The sequence below is a fragment of the Gilliamella sp. CG22 genome (genome assembly GCF_046635725.1).
Taxonomy (GTDB): Bacteria; Pseudomonadota; Gammaproteobacteria; order Enterobacterales; family Orbaceae; genus Gilliamella; species Gilliamella apicola_I.
Genome location: NZ_JBIDFK010000013.1, coordinates 1 through 22,418 on the forward strand (window position 1 = coordinate 1; position 22,418 = coordinate 22,418).

Consider the following 22,418-nt stretch of genomic DNA (forward strand, 5'->3'; position numbering starts at 1 on the left):
TGCGTATACTACGCTACACCTTTTTATTCGTCAAGATCTTTTTTCAAAATTTTTGATCCTGCTCACTAACCTCTTGTTCCGCCTGCTTTCGCTGACGCCGTGTCAGTGGATGCGCATTATAGGCACTTCATTTTTTTTTACAAGCAAAAAAAGCAGATCTTTGCTCCGTTCGAGTAAGGTTTAAACACGTCAAATATTAATATATTGATATTTATTAAGTTTATATTTAGTTAATTTGTCAGTTAATTTTTCAACATATTGGTTATAGTTGGTACTCATTACAATATTTTCCTTAGCACTCTTGTTTTCTGCATTTAAATCAAATTGTTCGTTGAGTAAATTATAGACACGAGTAGCAATAGCATTTCCTGAATCAATAAATGTCGCATTAGGAAAAATTACTTGTAACTCTTCTTTGATAAATGGATAGTGAGTACAACCTAATACAATAGTATCTGGTATAACAGGTTCAGAAAGCCACGGCGCAAGTAAAGTTTGTAATTGATTTATATCGACAGTAACACCTTGCAATTTATTTTCTGCAATAAATGCAAGCTCAGCTAAGCCAAGTAGTTTAACTGTACAGTCCGTTGCAAATTCTTGAATGAGATTTGTTGTATAAGCGCGTTCAATGGTTGCCTTTGTTGCCAGCAGTCCGATACATTTGTTTTGGGTAATTTGGCAAGCTGGTTTAATAGCAGGAACAACACCTACAATAGGAAAAAAAAATTTGGATCTTAAACTCGGTAAACAGATAGTACTTGCTGTATTACATGCAATAACAGCTATGTCAATAAAATAATGTTTCGAAATATGTCCAATAATTGACGTGACCCTATCAATAAGAAATTCGGATGACTTATCGCCGTAAGGAAACATTTCATTATCAAATGCATAAATGTAATGTAGATTAGGCATCTTCTTGTAAATGGCGTCATATACCGATAATCCACCAATACCGGAATCAAAGACTAGCACTGTAGGAGTTGTATTTTTTATTTTCATATTTCTGTAGATGTTTAGCTAATTGATTGGTAAAAACGCAAACTATCGTAAATTGATTAAAAATTAATGCAAGTTATTTTATTACCTGTCATTGATGAAAAGACACTATTAGAAAAATTTTTTAACTAGACGTCTAGATGGTAAAACTGCTAAAATGAGCGCTATTTTGAATTTATATGTTATTCGTACGAATAAATTTAAGAAGGTATTGAATGTCAGAATTTCTATTCACTTCTGAATCAGTTTCAGAAGGTCATCCAGATAAAATTGCCGATCAAATCTCAGATGCGGTACTTGATGCTATTTTAAAGCAAGATCCTAAAGCTCGTGTTGCATGTGAAACCTATGTAAAAACAGGTATGGCACTTGTTGGTGGCGAGATTACAACCTCAGCATGGGTAGATATAGAAGAGTTAACCCGAAAAACAATTAGTGATATTGGATATACCAGTTCAGAAATGGGATTTGATGCTAATTCTTGTGCTGTTTTAAATGCAATTGGAAAACAATCACCCGATATTAACCAAGGTGTAGATCGTGAAGATCCTTTACAGCAAGGAGCAGGTGATCAGGGGATAATGTTTGGCTACGCAACCAATGAAATGCCAAACTTTATGCCAGCAGCAATCAGTTATGCTCATGAGCTTATGCATCGCCAAGCTGAAGTTAGAAAGAAAGGAATACTTCCATGGTTAAGACCTGATGCCAAAAGCCAAGTAACATTAATTTATGAAAATGGCATAATTAAAGGTGTTGATACGATTGTTTTATCCACTCAACATGCAGAAGATATTGAACAAAATGCATTACATGAAGCGGTAATGGAGGAGATCATCAAACCAACCTTACCAGCTGAGTGGTTAACTTCCCGAACTAAATATTTCATCAATCCAACTGGGCGTTTTGTTATTGGCGGACCTATGGGGGATTGTGGGTTAACCGGACGTAAAATAATTGTGGATACTTATGGTGGAGCAGCTCGTCATGGTGGTGGGGCTTTTTCTGGTAAAGATCCATCAAAAGTTGACCGTTCGGCTGCTTATGCTGCTCGTTATGTTGCAAAAAATATTGTTGCTGCTGGATTAGCTGATAGATGTGAATTACAACTATCTTATGCAATTGGTATTGCTAATCCGACTTCAATTTATGTTAATACATTTGGCACGGAAAAAATTGCGCATGATAAAATTGTTGCATTAATTAAGGAATTTTTTGATTTAAGACCTTATGGACTGATTAAAATGCTAAATTTAATTCAACCAATTTATCAAAAAACAGCAAGTTATGGTCACTTTGGACGAGATATTTTTCCTTGGGAACAAACAGATAAAGCGGCTCAATTACGAGATGCAGCAGGACTTTAAACGTATCCCCATAAATTTGCACAACCAAGTTATAGCTTGCCTAAGAAAAAACTTAGCGCAAGCTAATCAATTGCTAAATATGCAATTTACCGAACCTAAAATAATCTACAAACCTAAAGGAAGTGTGGCAGGAAGTGCTTTTCTAATGCGTTGGGAAATCCAATTGAATTCAACAATGCTTGCCGACAATGGACAAGTATTTATTGAAGAAGTTGTGCCCCATGAGTTAGCGCACCTAATTGTTTTTAAAAAATTTGGCAACGTAAAGCCTCATGGCAAAGAATGGCAAAATGTTATGTCAAATATCCTAGGTAAAATTCCTAAAACAACTCATAATTTCGATGTTAAACGAGACTTTTTTTTATACTATTGTGAGTGTCAGGAGCATCAATTAACAAAGATTAGACACAATAAAGTTCAGCACAATAATATAAATTATTTATGTCGCAAATGTGGTACACAACTTAAACAAAAAATGTTGTCCTAAATGTGAGATGACGAGCACACGTTACCTATAATCTCTTGCCATATACACTTTAAGGCTACAAAGTTGAAAAAATCCCTTTCTGACTTATAATACTCATTCTCCTTATATTTAGGTTACACCGATATCGCAAAATATAGTTTATATGGCTATCAATTTCTGATGATAACATCAGTATTCAACTTTAATTGAAAATTAATGAAAATGACTTGCCTACTTTATTAAGCTTTATCTATTTCATATGCAAAATAATAAACAAATGAGGCTAAATTTTTAATGTTAAGTTATCGTCATAGCTACCATGCAGGTAATCATGCAGATGTTTTAAAACATATTGTATTAACACTATGTATTGAATCGTTAAAGGAAAAAGAAAAACCTTTTTTATATCTGGATACTCACAGTGGTGCGGGGCGATATTTATTAAAAAGTGAACATGCTGAGAAAACGGGAGAATATTTATCTGGGATTAATTTATTATGGCAACAACCGGATCTTCCAAAACAACTTGATACTTATCTATCAATTCTTCAGCGCTACAATCCATTTGATACTTTAAAGTATTATCCTGGTTCACCGCTCATTGCTAAACAGCTACTTCGGGAACAAGATAAACTTAATCTTACCGAATTACATCCAACCGACTATCCTTTGTTAAGGCAGGAATTTAATAAGGATAAACGCGCAAGAGTATTACGTGAAGATGGCTTTGCACAATTAAAATCAAAATTACCTCCCGAATCACGCCGAGGACTGATATTAATTGATCCTTCATATGAGATCAAAGATGATTATCAAAAAATTCCAGCGGCGATAAATGAAGCGTATAAACGTTTTGCGACTGGTGTTTATCTTATCTGGTATCCTGTCGTATCACGAACACAGACCCAAAGGATGATTGATGGAATTGTAAATTTAGGAATTAAGCGAATTTCACAGTTTGAGCTTGCTCTAAAACCTGACAATAATCAGAAAGGAATGACAGCATCCGGTATGATTGTAATTAATCCGCCTTGGAAGCTACATGAGCAAATGCAATCGATCATGCCTTGGTTAAAAGAGAAGCTGGATACAGAAAAAACAGGCAACTTCACCATTAAAGAGCTAGTATCGGAATAAAAAAGAATGAAATGCGAGTATTTCACTCGCACTATTATCATTCAAATTGTCAATGAGTTAGAAAGAATTTAGGGAAAAAAGTGGCAGGAAAATAAGTAAATCCATAAAATTACCGTTAATAATAACGATAAAAACACGGCTGCAGATCCATAATCCTTAGCACGACCCGATAACTCGTGTCTTTCACTGCCGATTCTATCTACCACACATTCAATGGCACTGTTGATAAGCTCAACAATCATCACAACACCAATAGAACCTAATAATAAAATACGTTCATATATCGTGAAATCAATTAGCATGACCACAATATAAGCCACAATCAACAACAATAATTCTTGACGAAATGCGGTTTCATATTTGATCGCTGATTTAAACCCTTTAAAAGAGTACTTTGTTGCATTAACTATACGTTTTAAACCCGTCTTTTTTTCCATAATAATAGTATTCCAATAAGGCTATCTTGCATAACCATAGTTCATAAGGCGTTGAAATCTTCTTTCAAGCAGTACGGATAAATCCATTTCTTCAAGTTCATTAAGATCATTAATTAACTGTTTTTTCAAAGAATCGGATACCGCAAAATAATCACGATGAGCACCACCTAGTGGTTCAGGAATTATTGAATCAATTAGATCTAATTTAAGTAATTTATCAGCTGTCATATTCATTGCTTCAGCAGCAACAGGAGCTTTATCAGCACTTTTCCACAAAATAGATGCACACCCTTCAGGAGAAATAACCGAATAAGTACTGTACTGCAACATGTTCACTTTATCAGCAACACCAATCGCGAGTGCTCCACCAGAACCGCCTTCACCAATAACAGTACAAATAGTTGGAACGTTAAGACGAGACATTTCACGTAAATTTCTAGCTATTGCTTCAGCTTGTCCTCGCTCTTCGGCACCAATACCAGGATATGCTCCCGGCGTATCAATAAAAGTAATAATAGGTAATTTAAAACGTTCAGCTAATTGCATTAAACGTAATGCTTTTCGATAACCTTCAGGTGCAGGCATACCAAAGTTACGATATATTTTCTGTTTTGTTTCACGACCTTTTTGATGACCAATTACCATAACTGGTCGATCATCAATACGAGCAATACCACCGACGATTGCTTTATCATCAGCATAAGCACGATCACCTGCTAACTCATCAAAATCAGTAAAAATTTCTTTGATATAATCAAGTGTATAGGGTCTATTTGGATGTCTGGCTAATTGTGCGATTTCCCATGGAGATAAATTTGCAAATATTTTTTTTGTTAACTCTCGACTTTTTTTATTTAGTTGTTTAATCTCTTTGTCTAAATTGATATCTAATTCAACTTGTTGTGAATCAATATTCTTTAAGGAATTAATTTTTGCTTCTAATTCCGCTATCGGCTTTTCAAATTCCAAAAAATTGTTCATAACGCTTATGATTGCCTCTTAATTTATTTTGTATTTGTAATAAATACATTATTTAATATAGTATAAAGACTAATTCTTAAAATAAAATTAAGTCAATTTTACTATGTAATACTAATTAAAGTCATCTACATTTATCATGTTATCGACTGGGATATAAAAAAGAACAACTTATTTTTATCCTTAAATGTAGATTTGCTATATTCCTTTATTTTACTTAATAGGAATAATTTTATACTAATTTACTAAAATTCAAATTCAATACGATCATTACCTAGCAAGGTTTTAAGCTCTACAATCAAAGCATCCTCAGGAATAACTCGCCAAGTTGTACCGAATTGTATTCTAACGATCGAGTCATCCCTATGATAGTAAAGATTTACAGGTACACTACCATGTCGATAGGGTTCAAATAGTTGTTGTAGACGCTGCAACATTGCTCTATCAGCTTCACTGTCAGTTAATGTCACCGCCAAACCTTTAACATACTTCGCTCGGGCATCCTTCAAGTCGACCATATCACGTACCGTCATTTTGAATCCACCATTAAAATCATCATGACTGACTTGACCGGTGACTATCAAAATTTTATCTTTAACCAATAAATGCTCAAATTTTTCCAGTGCATCAGTAAAAAGCATACCGTCAATACGACCTGAGCGATCATCCAACGTAAATAAACCGATTTTGTTTCCTTTTTTAGTAATGCGAACTCTAGCATCAACAACAATACCAGCAAAAGTGGCCATTTTTCCCCAACCCGTTGGAGAAGCTTCACTTATCCGTAAACCTCCAGCATAACGATTTAACTCCTTCAGGTATTGTGTAACCGGATGCCCCGTTAAATAAAGCCCTAAAGTATCACGTTCACCATCAAGCAAAACTTGTTCTGGCAGTTCTGGAACAGCTGCATAAGCATGTTCAACTTGTTCTGGTTCTTCAGCTAATACACCAAACATATCTTCTTGACCAATATCTTGTGCTTTAGCATATTGATCCGCCGCTTGCATAGCGTCGTTAATACTATTTAAAATCGCTGCTCGATGTGGACCTAATTTATCAAAAGCGCCAGCCATGGTGAGTTTTTCTAAAACACGACGGTTAATTTTTTTCATATCTGTTCGTGCACATAATTCAAAAATATTTTTGAAATATCCACCACTATTGCGCGCTTCAACTATCGCCTCAATCGGACCTTCGCCCACACCTTTTATTGCACCAATACCGTAAACAATTTCACCTTTTTCATTCACATGAAAATGATACAACCCACTGTTAATATCCGGCGGATTAATTTTGAGTCCCATACGTAGGCATTCATCGACCAGACCAACGATTTTATCGGTATTGTCCATATCAGCCGTCATAACTGCAGCCATAAACTCTGCAGGATAGTGTGTTTTTAGCCAGAGAGTTTGATAAGAAACAAGTGCATAAGCAGCCGAATGCGATTTGTTAAAACCATAACCTGCGAATTTTTCAACTAAATCAAAAATCCGCATAGCCAGTTCTCCATCTACGCCCTGCTTTTCAGCGCCTTCTTTAAATACAGAACGTTGCTTAGCCATTTCTTCTGGCTTTTTCTTACCCATAGCTCGACGTAATAAATCCGCACCACCTAAGGTATAACCAGATAACGTTTGTGCTATTTGCATGACCTGTTCTTGATAGAGAATAATGCCATAAGTTGGTTCTAATATAGGCTTCAAGGATTCGTGCTGATGATTAATATCGGGATAAGACACCTCTTCACGACCATGTTTACGATCGATAAAATTATCCACCATTCCTGATTGTAGAGGCCCTGGTCGGAATAATGCGACTAATGCAATCATATCTTCAAAGCAGTCGGGCTTTAAACGTCTTATGAGATCTTTCATACCACGCGATTCAAGCTGGAAAACAGCAGTCGTTTCTGCATTTAATAGTAAATCAAACGATTTCTGATCATCAAGCGGAATGCGTGTAATATCAACCGCTTCCAGACCTTCTCTTGCCTGACGCTCATTAATCATTTTGATTGCCCAATCAATAATGGTTAACGTACGTAATCCTAAAAAGTCGAATTTGACCAGTCCTGCATATTCAACATCATTTTTATCAAATTGTGTAACGGGATGATGACCTTCAGAATCACAATAGATAGGCGAAAAATCTGTAATTTTAGTTGGTGAAATCACGACTCCACCGGCGTGTTTACCGGCGTTTCGAGTCACCCCTTCTAATTGTCTGGCAATATCAATTAATGATTTTACATCTTCATTATTGTCATAAATTTCTTGCAATTGAGGCTCGAGTTCAAACGCTTTTGCAAGGGTCATTCCGGGGTCAAGAGGTATGAGCTTTGCGATACGATCAACAAATCCATAAGGGTGTCCCAGTACTCGTCCCACATCGCGTATAACGGCTTTAGCAGCCATTGTACCAAATGTAATAATTTGTGAAACTGCATCTCGACCGTACATGTCAGCAACATGATCAATCACTAAATCACGTTTTTCCATACAGAAATCAACATCAAAATCTGGCATTGATACCCGTTCAGGATTTAAAAAACGTTCAAAAAGTAAGTCAAAGGCTAACGGATCCAAATCCGTTATTTTCAGTGCATAAGCAACAAGAGAACCAGCCCCTGAACCACGACCCGGACCGACAGGAATATCATTATCTTTAGACCATTGAATAAATTCCATAACGATCAGGAAATAGCCAGGAAACCCCATTTGGTTGATTACGTTTAATTCGGTTTCTAAACGTTCATCATATTCTGGTCGTTTTTGTTGTCTAACGTTAGGATCAGGAAATAAAAGTTCTAATCTTTCTTCCAAACCTTCACGTGATTTGTGAACTAAAAAATCTTCTGTAGACATATTCCCTGTTGGGAACTTAGGTAAAAAATACTCCCCTAATCGAATCGACACATTACAACGTTTGGCTATTTCAACACTATTTTCTAATGCTTCTGGAATGTCAGAAAACAGTTCGCACATTTCTTGTTCTGAACGTAAATATTGTTCAGCTGAGTAGTGTTTGGGTCTATTAGGATCTTCAAGGGTATTACCATCGTGAATAGCAACCCGAATTTCGTGAGCTTCAAAATCAGAAGGAACCAAAAATCTTACATCATTAGTTGCCACAACAGGTAATGCATATTGTTCTGCAAGTTTAACCGCACTATGAATAAATAGTTCTTCATTAACACGTTTGGTACGTACTAATTCAAAGTAAAAATGATATGGAAAGTTTTCACAATAAAATTGAATAGCATTATCAATAATTGATTGATTATTGCGAATGATTCCGATACCAATATCACTTTCACGACCTGCTAAAACAATTAAACCAGATCGATACTCTGTTAACCATTCTTGATCAACAACCGGAATATCACCGATGTAACCTCTTTCATAAGCTTTGGAAATCAGTAAGGTAAGATTTTTATATCCATCATTATTGGCTGCAAGTAAAGTTAACCGAAAAATATCATCTGGCATTTGTGGATTTTTTATAGCAAGATCAGCACCAATGATAGGTTTGATGCCTTTTGACATTGCTGTGCCATAAAATTTTACAAGACCACATAAATTAGTAAAATCGGTAATCGCAAAGGCTGGCATCTGTAACTTGCTCACCTCATTTACTAATGTGCCTACTTTCGCAATTCCGTCAACCATAGAAAAATCGCTATGCAAATGGAGATGAATAAATTGAGGTTCTGCCATAATTTCCAGTAATGATAATGCTTTAAAATTTATATCAGATTATATCACAAGCTATATAAATATTCTTATTCTCTTTGTCGATAAGATATAACACACCAAAATAATTTTCAGGAAGGCTTTCGTCGATAATAAAAATTACCGACGAATAATTTCAGAATAAGAAATTAGATTTTTTTGAATAACACTGAACCATTCGTTCCACCGAAACCAAACGAGTTACACAGTGCATACTCTAAATTCTTAACTTGACGAGCTGTATGAGGAACATAATCGAGATCACATCCTTCATCAGGATTATCTAAATTAATTGTTGGCGGTACAGCTTGATCACGTAATGCAAGTACAGTAAAGATTGATTCAACAGCACCAGCTGCACCGAGTAAATGACCAATCATTGATTTTGTTGAACTGACCATAACTTTGCTTGAATTTTCTTTAAAAATACTTTTTACTGCTTGAGTTTCAGCTTTATCACCTGCAGGAGTCGATGTCCCATGCGCATTGATATAACCAACTTGATTAGGTGTAATACCTGCATCACGAATTGCACATTTCATCGCTAAAGCTGCACCACTACCATCTTCTGGAGGTGAAGTCATATGGTAAGCATCGCCGCTCATTCCAAAACCGACAACTTCAGCATAAATTTTAGCACCACGTTTTTTAGCATGCTCATACTCTTCTAAAAACATGATTCCTGCACCGTCGCCAAGTACAAAACCATCACGGTCTTTATCCCAAGGTCGACTCGCCGCTTTAGGATTGTCATTATTGGTTGATAATGCACGTGCTGCACCAAAACCACCAATACCAAGCGGTGTACTCGCTTTTTCGCCACCACCGGCAAGCATGCCGTCTGCATCACCATAAGCAATCATTCTTGCTGCATGTCCGATATTATGAACGCCAGAAGAACAAGCGGTAGCTATAGTAATACTCGGTCCTTTTAATCCATAAATAATGGATAAATGACCAGCAATCATATTAACGATGGTTGATGGAACAAAAAATGGGCTAATTTTACGTGGTCCGCCATTAATTAGCGCACTGTGATTTTCCTCAATTAATCCAAGTCCACCAATACCTGAACCAATAGCGCAGCCAATACGTTCTGAATTTTCTTCCGTAATTTCGATGCCAGCATCTTGCATTGCTTGAATACCAGCGGCTATGCCATATTGGATAAAATAATCCATTTTACGTGCATCTTTACGTGAAATATTATAATCTTCGCCATTAAAGTTTTTAACCATCGCTGCGAAGCGCGTTGCAAAAGGGGCTGTATCAAAATGTTCGATGAGTTCAACACCACTTTGACCTGCTAATAAAGCTTGCCATGTGGATTCAACTGTATTACCAACTGGAGATATCATGCCCATTCCAGTAACAACAACTCTGCGTTTAGACACATTGTCCTCCAGAAAAGGATTGAGATGAAATTTGAATCAATGAAATTTTTACTTTGAGTTTTCTAATAATAAACATCAAGTTGATATACTTCAACAAGTTAAAGACATAAATATAAACTAGGCGATCAGTTGACCGCCTATTATGAAAACTCAGCTAAAATTATTGATTTGCAGTAATATAATCAATTGCTGATTGAACAGTTGTGATTTTTTCAGCTTCTTCGTCAGGAATTTCTGTATCGAATTCTTCTTCTAAAGCCATAACTAGTTCAACAGTATCAAGAGAGTCAGCGCCAAGATCTTCTACAAAAGAAGATTCATTTTTTACTTCGTCTTCTTTCACACCAAGTTGCTCAACAATAATACTTTTAACTCGCTCTTCAATAGTGCTCATACTCTTTTTTTTCCTATAAAAATCGCCGAAAGTGGCGGTGAATGTAAGTTTATAAAATGTTGAAAAAGATGCAAATCATTTTTCAACCCAATTGCTTAATTTTTGTTCGAATCGTCAAAATATTAACTTATTTTACACTATTCCAATCAATTACACCATATACATGCCACCATTGACATGCAAAGTTTCACCCGTGATGTAAGAAGCTTCATCAGATGCCAAAAATGCCACAGCACTTGCAATTTCAGCGGGTTCACCTAAACGCCCTGTAGGGACTTGTGCTAATGTTAACGCTTTCTGATCATCAGTAAGTGCTTCTGTCATATCTGTTGCGATAAAGCCTGGCGCAACAACATTGACTGTAATTCCTCGTGATGCGACTTCACGAGCTAATGATTTACTAAAACCAATTAAACCTGCTTTTGCTGCCGCATAATTCGCTTGACCGGCGTTACCCATCGTTCCCACAACTGAACCGATAGTAATAATTCTGCCATAACGCTTTTTCATCATAGTTCGCATTAAGGCTTTTGAGAGACGAAACACAGAAGTTAAATTGGTATTCAAAATATCTTGCCATTCATCTTCTTTCATTCTCATTAATAAATTATCACGGGTAATACCTGCATTATTAACCAAAATATCAATATCACCAAATTCCGTTTTAATTGCACCAATAACCGATTCAATTGATGCTTCATCTGTCACATTCAAAGCATAACCTTTACCGTGTGAGCCTAAATATTGGCTTATTGCTTCAGCACCTTTTTCCGTTGTTGCTGTACCAATAACTGTTGCACCACATGCAACTAATTTTTCTGCAATCGCTTTACCTATTCCGCGGCTGGCACCTGTAACTAAAGCAATTTTTCCTGATAGGTTCATAACTACCTCTTTTAAATTTTTATTTAGTATTTTCTAACGCAACATCTAATGAAGCTTTATCATTGACTGCACTAGCAGACAATGAATCAACAATACGTTTAGTCAATCCTGTTAATACTTTACCTGGTCCCATTTCAACTAAAAGGGTTATACCTTGTTTTGCCATTTCTTCAACTGTTTCAGTCCATCGAACAGGACTATAAAGCTGAGCAATAAGCGCTGCTTTAATTTGAGCTGCAGATGATTCAACTTTAACATCGACATTATTAATTACTGCAAATTTTGGCGTATTAAAAGTAATGTTTTCTAATGCTATTGCTAATTTATCTGCTGCCGGTTTCATCAATGCACAATGTGAAGGAACACTCACGGCAAGAGGTAATGCGCGTTTAGCACCTGCTTCTTTACATAAAGCACCAGCACGTTCAACCGCTTCTTTATTACCAGCAATAACAACTTGACCCGGTGAGTTGAAATTAACAGGTGCAACAATTTGACCTTGAGCGGCTTGTTCACATGCTTTACGAATTGACTCATTATCAAGTCCAATGATTGCATACATTGCGCCTGTACCTGTTGGTACGGCTTCTTGCATAAGTTGTCCGCGTAGTTCGACTAATTTGATAGCATCTTTAAAATCAATAACACCTGCACAAACTAATGCTGAATATTCACCTAAACTATGGCCTGCCATAAAATCTGGTTGTGCACCATTTACACTCTGCCATACCCGATAAATTGCTACAGATGCAGCAAGTAACGCAGGTTGTGTTTGCCAAGTTTTATTTAATTCTTCTACTGGACCGTCTTGTACTAGTGTCCATAAGTCATAGCCTAATACCTGTGAAGCTTCATCAAAAGTTGATTTCACAATTGGATAATTATCAGCAAGATCTTTTAGCATACCTACCGCTTGTGAACCTTGTCCTGGAAATACCATTGCAAATTTGGTCATTTTAAAATCCTTGATCACTTAAAATAATTGATTAGTTAAAATCTAACGAGCGCAGAGCCCCATACAAAACCACCACCAAATGCCTCTAATAGAATTAATTGGCCACGTTTAATGCGTCCATCTCGGACACCAGCATCTAATGCACAAGGTACCGATGCAGCTGAAGTATTTCCTTGTTTATCCAACGTTACAATGACTTTACTCATATCCATATCTAAACGTTTAGCTGTCGCTGAAATAATTCTTAAATTTGCTTGATGAGGCACCAACCAATCTAAATCGGTTTTATTAAAAGCATTTTCAGTTAAAAGCTCATCAACTAAATTTGAGAGTTCTTTAACTGCTATTTTAAACACTTCATTACCATGCATCGTCATATAGACAGGATCATTCATATTACGGCGATCGACATAGGGATATTTTAATAGATCGCCATAACGTCCGTCAGCATGTAGATGTGAAGCAATAATGCCGGGCTCTTCAGATGCGCCTACAACAACAGCACCTGCTCCATCACCAAAAATAATTACAGTCCCACGGTCAGCCGGATCAACACCACGTGTTAACATGTCGGATCCAACCACTAAAGCATATTTGATTGCACCACTTTTTACATATTTATCCGCAATATCTAATGCATAAACAAATCCTGAGCATGCTGCTGATACATCAAAGGCAATCACATCGCCTATCTCAAGTTTAGCTTGTAGTTCAGTTGCAGAACTTGGAAAAGCATTAATTGAAGTAGCTGTTGCAACAATAATTAAACCAATATCATTTTTATCGATACTAGCCATGTCAATAGCATTAATTGCCGCTTCATAAGCCATTGTTGTTACTGTTTCATCAGGAGCGGCAATACGTCTTTCTTTGATACCAGTGCGAGTTGTAATCCATTCGTCACTAGTATCAACCATTTTTTCAAGATCTGCGTTGGTTCGAATCTGTTTTGGAAGATAACTTCCTGTTCCTAATATCTTTGTATACATCTAATTATTCGCTCTTAGGTAGTGCGGAAGAAAGACTAGTTGCAATCTTCTCTGGTATATTTGTTTGGATAGCCAAAATAGCTTGTTCTATTGCTGCAAAAAAAGATTTTTGATTGGCACTACCGTGACTTTTGATCACAATACTTTGAAGTCCAAGTAAACAGGCTCCATTATATCGCCCAGGATCCAAATAACAAAAATTTTTTGCAATCTTTCTTTGTACCCATTTGCTCAGTAATTTCATTAAAAAAGAATTATGATTCAAAGATAACTTAAACGAAGACATAAAGATTTTGATTAAGCCTTCGACCGTTTTTAGTGTTACATTACCTACGAACCCATCACAAACTAACACATCGGTTTTACCAGTTAAAAGATCATTGCCTTCTAAATAACCGATATAATTAATTTGATCATTCGATTTTAATACAGCCGCAGCTGCACGAATTTTATCTAATCCTTTAATATCCTCTTCACCAATGTTAAGTAATGCAACTCGTGGAGTTTCGATCTTAAGTACAGTCTTAGCAAGAATCTCACCCATTATCGCAAATTGTACTAACATATCGCTATCACATTCAGCATTAGCCCCGAGATCCAAAACAACTGTATCTTGATTATTTAAGGCTGGTATAGTCGCAACCAAAGCGGGACGGTCAATTCCGGTTAGAGAATGTAATAAAAGTTTAGATAACCCCATCAAAGCCCCTGTATTACCTGCACTAACACATGCTTGAGCAGAGTTTTCTTTGACAAGTTCCAATGCAATTCTCATTGAAGAGCCTTGACTATGGCGAATTGCGTAAGATGGCTTCATGTCATTCGTAATCACAGTGGTTGATTCTATCAATACCAATCGACTATCGTTTTGATACTGTGCAATAAGTTTGGTATTTTCTTTAGACAAAAAGGAGCTTATTTCTGTTAGATTACCTACCAGAAAGATAGAAAGATTTGGATAACGATTTAGTGCTTGTATTGCAGCAGGAACAACAATACGAGGACCGAAGTCCCCGCTCATAGCATCTAACGCGATGGTTAGATTATCCAAAATGTCACCTGAGGATTTCTAAATTCGCAGTAATTATTTCGAAATCACTTTACGACCACGATAATAACCATCAGCGGTTACGTGATGACGTAAATGTGTTTTACCTGATTCATCAACTGAGATATTAGCAACAGTTAATGCATCATGTGAACGACGCATACCACGTTTTGCACGAGTTTTACGATTCTGTTGAACAGCCATGGATTTACCCCTTATTCTTTAAACTAACTAAAATTGCAAATGGATTTGGCTTTTCATTCTCTTTTGGAATATCACCAAATACCATATCTGCCTCTGACACTTCGCAGTGTTTACTATCATGTACCGGCGCAATTGGTAACGAGAGAATAATTTCGTCCTCAAGTAACGCTAATATATCCACTTCACCGAACTCGTTCATCAGAACAGGTTCATAATGTTCCGGTAGTGTCTCTGCTTGAGCATCGCTCTTTACAGGACTAAATTTATTCATCACATGAATTTCAGTGATAAAAGGTTTAAAACAACGTTGGCAAATCAGTTCCAACGTTATCTTCGCATCAATGTTGATAACACAGAGTTTTTGCTCATCATAATCAAAGGATAAGCGGCACTCGATATCACTTTTTGGACTTTCAACCCTTGTTGCACTTTTTGCTGGATAATATCCAACATAATCAAGTCGTTTCTGTGCAGCTTTAATAGGGTCGATCGTTAATGGCAATTTATTTTGCATAAAATATGCACATCTACCTTAAAAAATTATTTAGTGTAGTTAAAAAACTACACGATGCCGTAAGGCGCGCATATTACCTTTAAATCAAGGTTTCGTCAATGGGATCGTATAAGATAATTTGTTTTAGTCGTTGATTATTGGCTTGATATTTTTATTACTCCATTATTTCAATAATATAAAAAACATCAAATTTGAGATTTTTATTTGATAATTATAAGCCAATTTTAGACAAACAAATTAAAACGATTTCTAATCATTTTACCAGCTACCAGAAGCGCCACCACCACCACTACGACCACCTCCGCCACCGCTAAATCCTCCTGAGCCACCTCCAAACCCTCCACCGCCAAAACCTCCTCCACGGAATCCGCCTCCACCTGAACCACTGCTACCATTTATTCGTAAAAATCCACTCGCAATCGTACTCATGACAAACGCCAAGAATAATAAGATAAAAGCAATGGATATAGAATGACCATTCCATAAGGTAAACCCACCTACTGATAATCCATTAAGTAGCCCAGTACCCAAATTTCGACTGGCAGAGCGTTTAGACGATCCTAGCGGAATAATACTATTGATAACAAAGCAAATGAAAAAAGAGACCAAACCATAATTAAATAACTTAGCACCAAATTCACCAGCAAGTAGCGTACCAATATCGGATTCATTGCTATTTTCATTACCTAGGGGGGCTGAGTTATCTATTTTTTGTTTCAAGACGGATATAGCATTTTTGATACCTTGATAATAGTTATTTTGTTTGAATTCCGGTGTTAATTGTTCACGAATAATATGACTAGCAATTAAATCGGTTATGGTTCCCTCTAACCCATAACCGACTTCAATATGCATACGTCTATCGTCTTTAGCAATTAATAATAAAATACCATTATCTTGTCCTTTTTTTCCTATTCCCCATTGAGCAAAAACTCGAGTCGCGCATTGTTCAATGGTTTCATCTTCAAGTTTTGCAATCATTAATATGATAATTTGAGCACCGTCAGTTCTTGGTTTTTCAAATTCAATTAAGCTCGATTCTAAATCATCAATTTGTGATGGCGTCAGTGTATTTGTCGTATCAATCACCCGCCGGGTAAATTGTGGAATTTCAGTCAGCCCAAAACAAAACCAACTGAATATTAACAATAAGCTAACTGGAAAGTATCTCTTCATTATATTCACTACCCAAAATTAACTGCAGGTGCATTAGAAATCTGTTTTTCATTTTCAACACTAAACTGTTGTTTTGGTTTCACGCCTAAAACATCTGCTACCCATTTTGTAGGTAATTGACGGATATAAATATTGAAATTTTGCACTGCTTCAATGTAGCGTCCTCGAGCAACAGCAATACGGTTCTCAGTACCTTCAAGTTGGCTCATTAAATCTTGATATAATGTATTAGCTTTAAGCTCTGGATAATTTTCACTAACTGCTATCAAACGACTTAATGCAGAACTCAATTCAGATTGTGCTTGTTGAAATTTAGAAAATAAAGCAGGATCGGTAAGTTGATCTGCATTTAATTGTATTGAACCAACTTTGGCTCGGGCGTCAGTGACTTGTGTAAACACCTCTTTCTCGTGTGTCGCGTATCCTTTAACAGTATTAACCAAATTAGGGACTAAATCTGCTCGACGTTTATACTGGTTAATAACTTCTGACCATGAAGCTGCCACTTTTTCATCTTGAGTTTGGATACTATTGTAGTTTTTAAAAAAAATGAATCCGGCAACAATAAGTAACGCAATAATGAGTAACACAAGTTTTGATTTCATCGTAAACCCCTTATAAAATTGTCTAATTAATAGGTAATTTAGAAAAACATAACTAATTGAAACCATTAACAATTAAACTAAGGACATCAAAATATAGATCAATATATGAAATGAGCACTGAATATCATTAATATATAAACATGAATTAAATCAGAACCAAAAAAGAACACTATAAGTAATAAAGAAAAGATAGTCAGGAAAAAAGTAATTCAATGTGGATTAGCTTAATTTTTCATTAGTTTTGTATTTTTTTAGAATAAATATACGCTAATCACACCAACATTTTTATAATAGTTAGATTGTATTATAGCTATTTTTATAAACTTTGCGAAGTATAATCATAACTTATTATTAAATTCCATTATGTCACTATTGGATTATTGCTCACATAACCTTAATGAATTAATGATGAATCGGAATATTAGATTTTTGCTTGTTTCATCAAATTTATTATTTTAGTAAAACATCAAAACACTCTAATTGTGCCGGTTCAAAATAGATATCACTATTATTCGGTCGATTATTCGTATTACGATGAGTATGTTTGAAGTGATCTGAATTTACCCAAGCTTCAAAATCAGCCTTTGATTCCCACTCGGCAAATGAAGAAAATAAAGTATAATCCTGTTCAGTTTTTCCTTGTAGAAAGTAAAAACGATTAAATCCTTTCATCTCTTTCAAATGGCTATCACGATTACGCCATATGTCAATAAAAGTCTCTTCACTACCTCGTTTTATTTTAAAACGGTTCATAACAATATACATATAAAACTCCTTTCATTTCATTTGAGATAAAAAAATAGCACGTGCGATCACGTGCTATTTTAATAACTCGTCCTACTGACTATTGGTTTTCTTCTGCAGAATTAAGTAACTCAGCTAAGTTAGCTGTTGCTTCTTCAGCAGAAATTGTTGTTTGAATATCATCACTTGATGGTACTGCACGTTTACGTAAACGCTCTTTATGGTAAGCATAACCAGTACCAGCCGGAATCAATCGACCAACAATGACGTTTTCTTTTAAGCCACGTAATTCGTCGTTTTTACCAGCAACTGCTGCTTCGGTTAATACGCGAGTCGTTTCTTGGAACGATGCCGCAGAAATAAACGATTCAGTTGTTAATGATGCTTTAGTAATACCAAGTAGATCGTGTAAATAAACAATTGGTTCTTTACCTTGTGCTTCAAGTTCACGATTAATAATCTTCAAGCGTGAAACTTCAAGTTGTTCACCGTCAAGTAGACGAGAACCACCCGGATGAATAACCGTTGCTTTACGCAGCATCTGACGAACGATAACTTCAATGTGCTTATCATTGATTTTTACACCTTGCAGACGATAAACTTCTTGAACTTCGTTAACAATGTAACGTGTTACCGCATTTACGCCACGTAGACGTAAGATATCATGTGCTGATTCAGGACCATCCGAAATCACATCACCACGTCCAACTTGTTCGCCTTCAAATACGTTAAGTTGACGCCATTTAGGAATCATCTCTTCATATGGTTCACTGCCATCTAATGGCGTGATGATCAAGCGACGTTTACCTTTGGTCTCTTTACCAAACGAAATAATACCATCAATTTCAGCAAGAATAGCTGATTCTTTCGGTTTACGAGCTTCAAATAAGTCAGCTACGCGTGGTAAACCACCGGTAATATCTTTAGTCCCTACAGAGGCTTGTGGAATACGTGCAAGCGTATCACCCACATTGATTTCTGCACCATCTTCTAATTGAACTAATGCTTTACCTGGTAAGAAGTATTGTGCAAGCATTTCAGTACCTGCAACATAGATATCTTTACCTTTAGCATCAACAATTTTGATTGCTGGACGTAAATCTTTACCTACACCTGTTCGCTCCGCGACATCTAAAATAACAATCGATGATAAACCTGTTAATTCGTCGGTTTGACGGGTAATCGTTTGACCATCAACCATATCAACAAATTTAACAAAGCCTTTCGCTTCAGAGATAACTGGCATTGTATGCGGATCCCAGTTAGCAACTGTTTCACCAGCATCGACTGCTGCGCCATTACCTTTTGTTAAAATCGAACCATAAGGAACTTTGTAAGTCTCTTTCATTCGACCTAAATCATCGATAATCGTTAACTCAGCATTACGTGATGTAATAACCAATTTCTTGTCTGGGTTAGTCACAAATTTAGCATTAGTTAATTTAATACTACCTTTGTTTTTAACTTGAACACTTGATTCTGCTGCCGCTCTTGATGCCGCACCACCGATATGGAACGTACGCATGGTTAACTGTGTACCCGGCTCACCGATTGATTGAGCTGCGATAACACCGATTGCTTCACCTTTATTCACTAAGTGACCACGTGCTAAGTCACGACCATAACATTTCGCACAAACACCAAAATCAGTATCACACGAAACAACAGAACGAACTTTAACACTATCAACCGATTCAGCTTCTAGTAAATCACAATAGCTTTCATCAAGTAATGTGTTACGTGGAATCAAGATATCGGCACTGCCTGGTTTTAACACATCTTCAGCCGTTACACGACCTAATACACGTTCACGAAGTGGCTCTTTAACATCTCCACCTTCGATAACCGGTGTCATCACTACGCCTTCTAATGTGCCACAATCGTCTTCAATAACAACTAAATCTTGTGCAACATCAACTAAACGACGAGTCAAATAACCAGAGTTCGCCGTTTTTAACGCTGTATCAGCAAGACCTTTACGAGCACCGTGGGTAGAAATAAAGTACTGAAGTACGTTTAATCCTTCACGGAAGTTTGCTGTAATTGGTGTTTCGATAATAGAGCCGTCCGGTTTTGCCATCAAACCACGCATACCTGCTAACTGACGAATCTGTGCTGCAGAACCCCGCGCACCTGAGTCGGCCATCATATAAATACTGTTGAAAGAAGATTGTACTTCTTCTTTACCTTCACGATTAATCACTTTTTCAGTTGATAAGTTATCCATCATGGCTTTTGCAACACGTTCATTGGCTGCTGCCCAGATATCGATAACTTTATTATAACGTTCACCTGCTGTGACTAAACCTGATTGGAATTGCTCTTGAATTTCAGCAACTTCAATTTCAGCTTCGTTGATGATTTGTAATTTCTTAGCCGGAATTTCCATATCATCAATACCAACTGAAACACCAGAACGTGCAGCATAAGCAAAACCGGTATACATTACTTGGTCAGCCAAAATAACGGTTTCTTTCATACCTAGTTGACGATAGCAAATATTCAAAATACGTGAAATTGCTTTTTTGCCAAGTGGTTGGTTAATCACTGAGTAACTCATCCCTTTTGGCATAATCAACCATAAAATAGCACGCCCAACAGTAGTATCAATAACTGACGTTGTTTCTTCCCACTCACCAACACTATTACGTTGGCTTTCAGTGATACGCACTTTAACTTTAGCATGTAGCTCAACAAGACCTAAACGATACAGTTTTTCTGCTTCTTTAGGACCGGTTAAAATCATGCCTTCACCTTTCGCATTGACTTTATCACGAGTCATATAGTAAAGACCTAATACCACATCCTGTGAAGGAACAATAATAGGCTCACCACTCGCAGGCGAAAGAATGTTGTTGGTTGACATCATTAACGCACGCGCTTCTAATTGCGCTTCTAACGTTAATGGTACGTGAACCGCCATTTGGTCACCATCGAAGTCAGCATTGAATGCCGCACAAACTAATGGATGTAACTGAATCGCTTTACCTTCAATTAAGATAGGTTCAAATGCTTGAATACCCAATCTGTGAAGTGTTGGTGCACGGTTTAGTAATACGGGATGTTCACGGATAACTTCATCTAAGATATCCCAAACAATCGCATCTTCACGTTCAACCATTTTCTTCGCAGCTTTGATGGTTGTTGCATAGCCACGACGCTCTAATTTACCGTAGATAAATGGTTTGAAAAGCTCAAGTGCCATTTTTTTCGGTAAACCACATTGGTGTAAACGCAAGTATGGTCCCACTGTAATTACAGAACGACCTGAGTAGTCAACACGTTTACCTAATAGGTTTTGACGGAAACGACCTTGCTTACCTTTAATCATATCGGCAAGTGATTTTAATGGACGTTTGTTTGAACCGGTAATAGCACGACCACGGCGACCATTATCTAATAATGCGTCGACAGATTCTTGTAACATACGTTTTTCATTACGTACAATAATATCTGGCGCAGCTAAGTCTAATAAACGTTTTAAACGGTTATTACGGTTGATCACTCGACGATAAAGATCATTCAAATCTGATGTTGCAAAACGTCCACCATCAAGTGGTACTAATGGACGTAAATCTGGTGGCAACACAGGCAATACGTTTAAGATCATCCATTCAGGTTTATTTTCTGATTGAATGAATGCTTCAATAATCTTAATGCGTTTAGTGATTTTCTTCCGTTTTGTTTCAGAGTTTGTTGTTGAAAGTTCGTCACGTAGTGCTTCACATTCCGCTTGTACATCAATATTACGCAACAACTCTTGGATAGCTTCGGCACCCATGCGAGCATCAAATTCATCACCAAACTCTTCTAACGCATCTAAATATTGCTCTTCTGTTAAGATTTGACCACGCTCTAAGTTGGTCATACCACCATCAAGAACCATAAATGATTCAAAATAAAGAACACGTTCGATATCACGAAGTGGCATATCTAACAATAAACCAATACGAGATGGTAATGATTTTAAAAACCAGATGTGTGCAGTTGGCGATGCAAGTTCAATATGCCCCATACGCTCACGACGTACTTTCGCTTGTGTTACTTCAACGCCACATTTTTCGCAGATCACACCACGGTGTTTTAAACGTTTATATTTTCCACATAAACATTCATAGTCTTTAACTGGTCCAAAAATACGCGCACAAAACAATCCATCACGCTCAGGTTTGAACGTTCGATAGTTGATTGTTTCAGGTTTTTTAACTTCACCAAAAGACCATGAGCGAATCATATCAGGAGAGGCAAGACCTATCTTGATAGCATCAAAATCTTCTGTTTTTGTCTGTGCTTTTAGAAACTTTAGTAAGTCTTTCACAATTGGCTCCTATGGAGTTAAACCAATTAGATAACTTATTATCGCTAATAAGTTATCCCTATAAATAG

General features: G+C 36.6%; 19 protein-coding genes. 3 read left to right on the forward strand and 16 right to left on the reverse strand.

Translation table 11 applies throughout. From position 1 onward, the window contains the following. Positions 1–189: 189 nt before the first annotated feature. Entirely contained in the window at positions 190–1,005 is an 816-nt protein-coding gene (murI, locus tag ACGH46_RS09960) for a glutamate racemase (RefSeq protein ID WP_411605511.1), read from the reverse strand. A 212-nt stretch (positions 1,006–1,217) separates the two neighbouring features. Here murI and metK point away from each other — a divergent pair, with 212 nt between their 5' ends. The 3 genes from metK to ACGH46_RS09975 all read left to right on the forward strand — a co-directional run bounded on the left by metK (position 1,218) and on the right by ACGH46_RS09975 (position 3,972). Further along, entirely contained in the window at positions 1,218–2,369 is a 1,152-nt protein-coding gene (gene metK, locus ACGH46_RS09965; protein ID WP_267352161.1) for a methionine adenosyltransferase, read from the forward strand. Beyond that, a complete protein-coding gene (locus ACGH46_RS09970; protein ID WP_411605513.1) occupies positions 2,353–2,856 on the forward strand; it encodes a SprT family zinc-dependent metalloprotease in 504 nt (167 codons plus the stop codon). The genes metK and ACGH46_RS09970 overlap by 17 nt, the downstream gene beginning before the upstream one ends. Before the next feature lie 273 nt (positions 2,857–3,129). Continuing rightward, positions 3,130–3,972 carry a 23S rRNA (adenine(2030)-N(6))-methyltransferase RlmJ gene (locus tag ACGH46_RS09975; RefSeq protein ID WP_411605514.1) on the forward strand — a complete coding sequence of 281 codons (843 nt, stop codon included), beginning with the start codon at positions 3,130–3,132 and terminating at the stop codon, positions 3,970–3,972. Positions 3,973–4,040: 68 nt separating this feature from the next. Here the strand turns inward: ACGH46_RS09975 and ACGH46_RS09980 are convergent, their stop codons facing one another. The 15 genes from ACGH46_RS09980 to rpoC all read right to left on the reverse strand — a co-directional run bounded on the left by ACGH46_RS09980 (position 4,041) and on the right by rpoC (position 22,350). Next, complete coding sequence (locus ACGH46_RS09980) at positions 4,041–4,409, reverse strand: diacylglycerol kinase (protein WP_411605516.1); 369 nt, start codon at positions 4,407–4,409, stop codon at positions 4,041–4,043. 21 nt (positions 4,410–4,430) lie between these two features. Beyond that, on the reverse strand, positions 4,431–5,390 hold the full coding sequence (gene accA / locus ACGH46_RS09985; protein WP_267352158.1) for an acetyl-CoA carboxylase carboxyl transferase subunit alpha: 960 nt from the start codon (positions 5,388–5,390) through the stop codon (positions 4,431–4,433). A gap of 242 nt (positions 5,391–5,632) precedes the next feature. Further along, entirely contained in the window at positions 5,633–9,109 is a 3,477-nt protein-coding gene (dnaE, locus tag ACGH46_RS09990; protein ID WP_411605518.1) for a DNA polymerase III subunit alpha, read from the reverse strand. 164 nt (positions 9,110–9,273) lie between these two features. Next, entirely contained in the window at positions 9,274–10,518 is a 1,245-nt protein-coding gene (gene fabF / locus ACGH46_RS09995) for a beta-ketoacyl-ACP synthase II (RefSeq protein ID WP_267352156.1), read from the reverse strand. A 160-nt stretch (positions 10,519–10,678) separates the two neighbouring features. Then, positions 10,679–10,912, reverse strand: coding sequence for an acyl carrier protein (gene acpP, locus ACGH46_RS10000; protein WP_065559736.1), 234 nt, complete (start codon positions 10,910–10,912; stop codon positions 10,679–10,681). 150 nt (positions 10,913–11,062) lie between these two features. Then, a complete protein-coding gene (fabG, locus tag ACGH46_RS10005) occupies positions 11,063–11,797 on the reverse strand; it encodes a 3-oxoacyl-ACP reductase FabG (RefSeq protein WP_267352155.1) in 735 nt (244 codons plus the stop codon). A gap of 19 nt (positions 11,798–11,816) precedes the next feature. Continuing rightward, entirely contained in the window at positions 11,817–12,752 is a 936-nt protein-coding gene (gene fabD / locus ACGH46_RS10010) for an ACP S-malonyltransferase (protein WP_411605520.1), read from the reverse strand. Positions 12,753–12,787: 35 nt separating this feature from the next. Beyond that, positions 12,788–13,741: a beta-ketoacyl-ACP synthase III gene (locus tag ACGH46_RS10015; protein WP_411605522.1), complete on the reverse strand. Its 954-nt coding sequence runs from the start codon at positions 13,739–13,741 to the stop codon at positions 12,788–12,790. A 4-nt stretch (positions 13,742–13,745) separates the two neighbouring features. Next, the gene (gene plsX, locus ACGH46_RS10020; RefSeq protein ID WP_255556770.1) at positions 13,746–14,792 is read right to left on the reverse strand and encodes a phosphate acyltransferase PlsX; all 1,047 of its coding nucleotides are present in this window, start codon (positions 14,790–14,792) and stop codon (positions 13,746–13,748) included. Between the two features lie 33 nt (positions 14,793–14,825). After that, positions 14,826–14,993 (reverse strand): 50S ribosomal protein L32, encoded by a 168-nt coding sequence (gene rpmF / locus ACGH46_RS10025; RefSeq protein ID WP_025316508.1) that lies wholly within the window; start codon positions 14,991–14,993, stop codon positions 14,826–14,828. Positions 14,994–14,997: 4 nt separating this feature from the next. Next, a complete protein-coding gene (gene yceD / locus ACGH46_RS10030; RefSeq protein ID WP_411605524.1) occupies positions 14,998–15,507 on the reverse strand; it encodes a 23S rRNA accumulation protein YceD in 510 nt (169 codons plus the stop codon). 258 nt (positions 15,508–15,765) lie between these two features. Next, a complete protein-coding gene (locus tag ACGH46_RS10035) occupies positions 15,766–16,683 on the reverse strand; it encodes a TPM domain-containing protein (protein ID WP_411605526.1) in 918 nt (305 codons plus the stop codon). Between the two features lie 8 nt (positions 16,684–16,691). Continuing rightward, positions 16,692–17,288 (reverse strand): LemA family protein, encoded by a 597-nt coding sequence (locus tag ACGH46_RS10040; RefSeq protein WP_220215979.1) that lies wholly within the window; start codon positions 17,286–17,288, stop codon positions 16,692–16,694. A gap of 450 nt (positions 17,289–17,738) precedes the next feature. After that, the gene (locus ACGH46_RS10045) at positions 17,739–18,053 is read right to left on the reverse strand and encodes an antibiotic biosynthesis monooxygenase family protein (protein ID WP_065559744.1); all 315 of its coding nucleotides are present in this window, start codon (positions 18,051–18,053) and stop codon (positions 17,739–17,741) included. A 79-nt stretch (positions 18,054–18,132) separates the two neighbouring features. Continuing rightward, entirely contained in the window at positions 18,133–22,350 is a 4,218-nt protein-coding gene (gene rpoC / locus ACGH46_RS10050; RefSeq protein WP_294825694.1) for a DNA-directed RNA polymerase subunit beta', read from the reverse strand. Positions 22,351–22,418 lie beyond the last annotated feature (68 nt).

Bases quoted from the DNA above. Each gene is read 5' to 3' on its own strand.
- ACGH46_RS09975 (WP_411605514.1), top strand. From the start codon at position 3,130: ATGTTAAGTTATCGTCATAGCTACCATGCAGGTAATCATGCAGATGTT.
- metK (WP_267352161.1), top strand. From the start codon at position 1,218: ATGTCAGAATTTCTATTCACTTCTGAATCAGTTTCAGAAGGTCATCCA.
- ACGH46_RS09980 (WP_411605516.1), bottom strand. From the start codon at position 4,409: ATGGAAAAAAAGACGGGTTTAAAACGTATAGTTAATGCAACAAAGTAC.
- dnaE (WP_411605518.1), bottom strand. From the start codon at position 9,109: ATGGCAGAACCTCAATTTATTCATCTCCATTTGCATAGCGATTTTTCT.
- accA (WP_267352158.1), bottom strand. From the start codon at position 5,390: ATGAACAATTTTTTGGAATTTGAAAAGCCGATAGCGGAATTAGAAGCA.
- ACGH46_RS10015 (WP_411605522.1), bottom strand. From the start codon at position 13,741: ATGTATACAAAGATATTAGGAACAGGAAGTTATCTTCCAAAACAGATT.
- ACGH46_RS10040 (WP_220215979.1), bottom strand. From the start codon at position 17,288: ATGAAATCAAAACTTGTGTTACTCATTATTGCGTTACTTATTGTTGCC.
- rpmF (WP_025316508.1), bottom strand. From the start codon at position 14,993: ATGGCTGTTCAACAGAATCGTAAAACTCGTGCAAAACGTGGTATGCGT.
- ACGH46_RS09970 (WP_411605513.1), top strand. From the start codon at position 2,353: ATGCAGCAGGACTTTAAACGTATCCCCATAAATTTGCACAACCAAGTT.
- murI (WP_411605511.1), bottom strand. From the start codon at position 1,005: ATGAAAATAAAAAATACAACTCCTACAGTGCTAGTCTTTGATTCCGGT.
- acpP (WP_065559736.1), bottom strand. From the start codon at position 10,912: ATGAGCACTATTGAAGAGCGAGTTAAAAGTATTATTGTTGAGCAACTT.
- yceD (WP_411605524.1), bottom strand. From the start codon at position 15,507: ATGCAAAATAAATTGCCATTAACGATCGACCCTATTAAAGCTGCACAG.
- ACGH46_RS10035 (WP_411605526.1), bottom strand. From the start codon at position 16,683: ATGAAGAGATACTTTCCAGTTAGCTTATTGTTAATATTCAGTTGGTTT.
- fabG (WP_267352155.1), bottom strand. From the start codon at position 11,797: ATGAACCTATCAGGAAAAATTGCTTTAGTTACAGGTGCCAGCCGCGGA.
- fabD (WP_411605520.1), bottom strand. From the start codon at position 12,752: ATGACCAAATTTGCAATGGTATTTCCAGGACAAGGTTCACAAGCGGTA.
- ACGH46_RS10045 (WP_065559744.1), bottom strand. From the start codon at position 18,053: ATGTATATTGTTATGAACCGTTTTAAAATAAAACGAGGTAGTGAAGAG.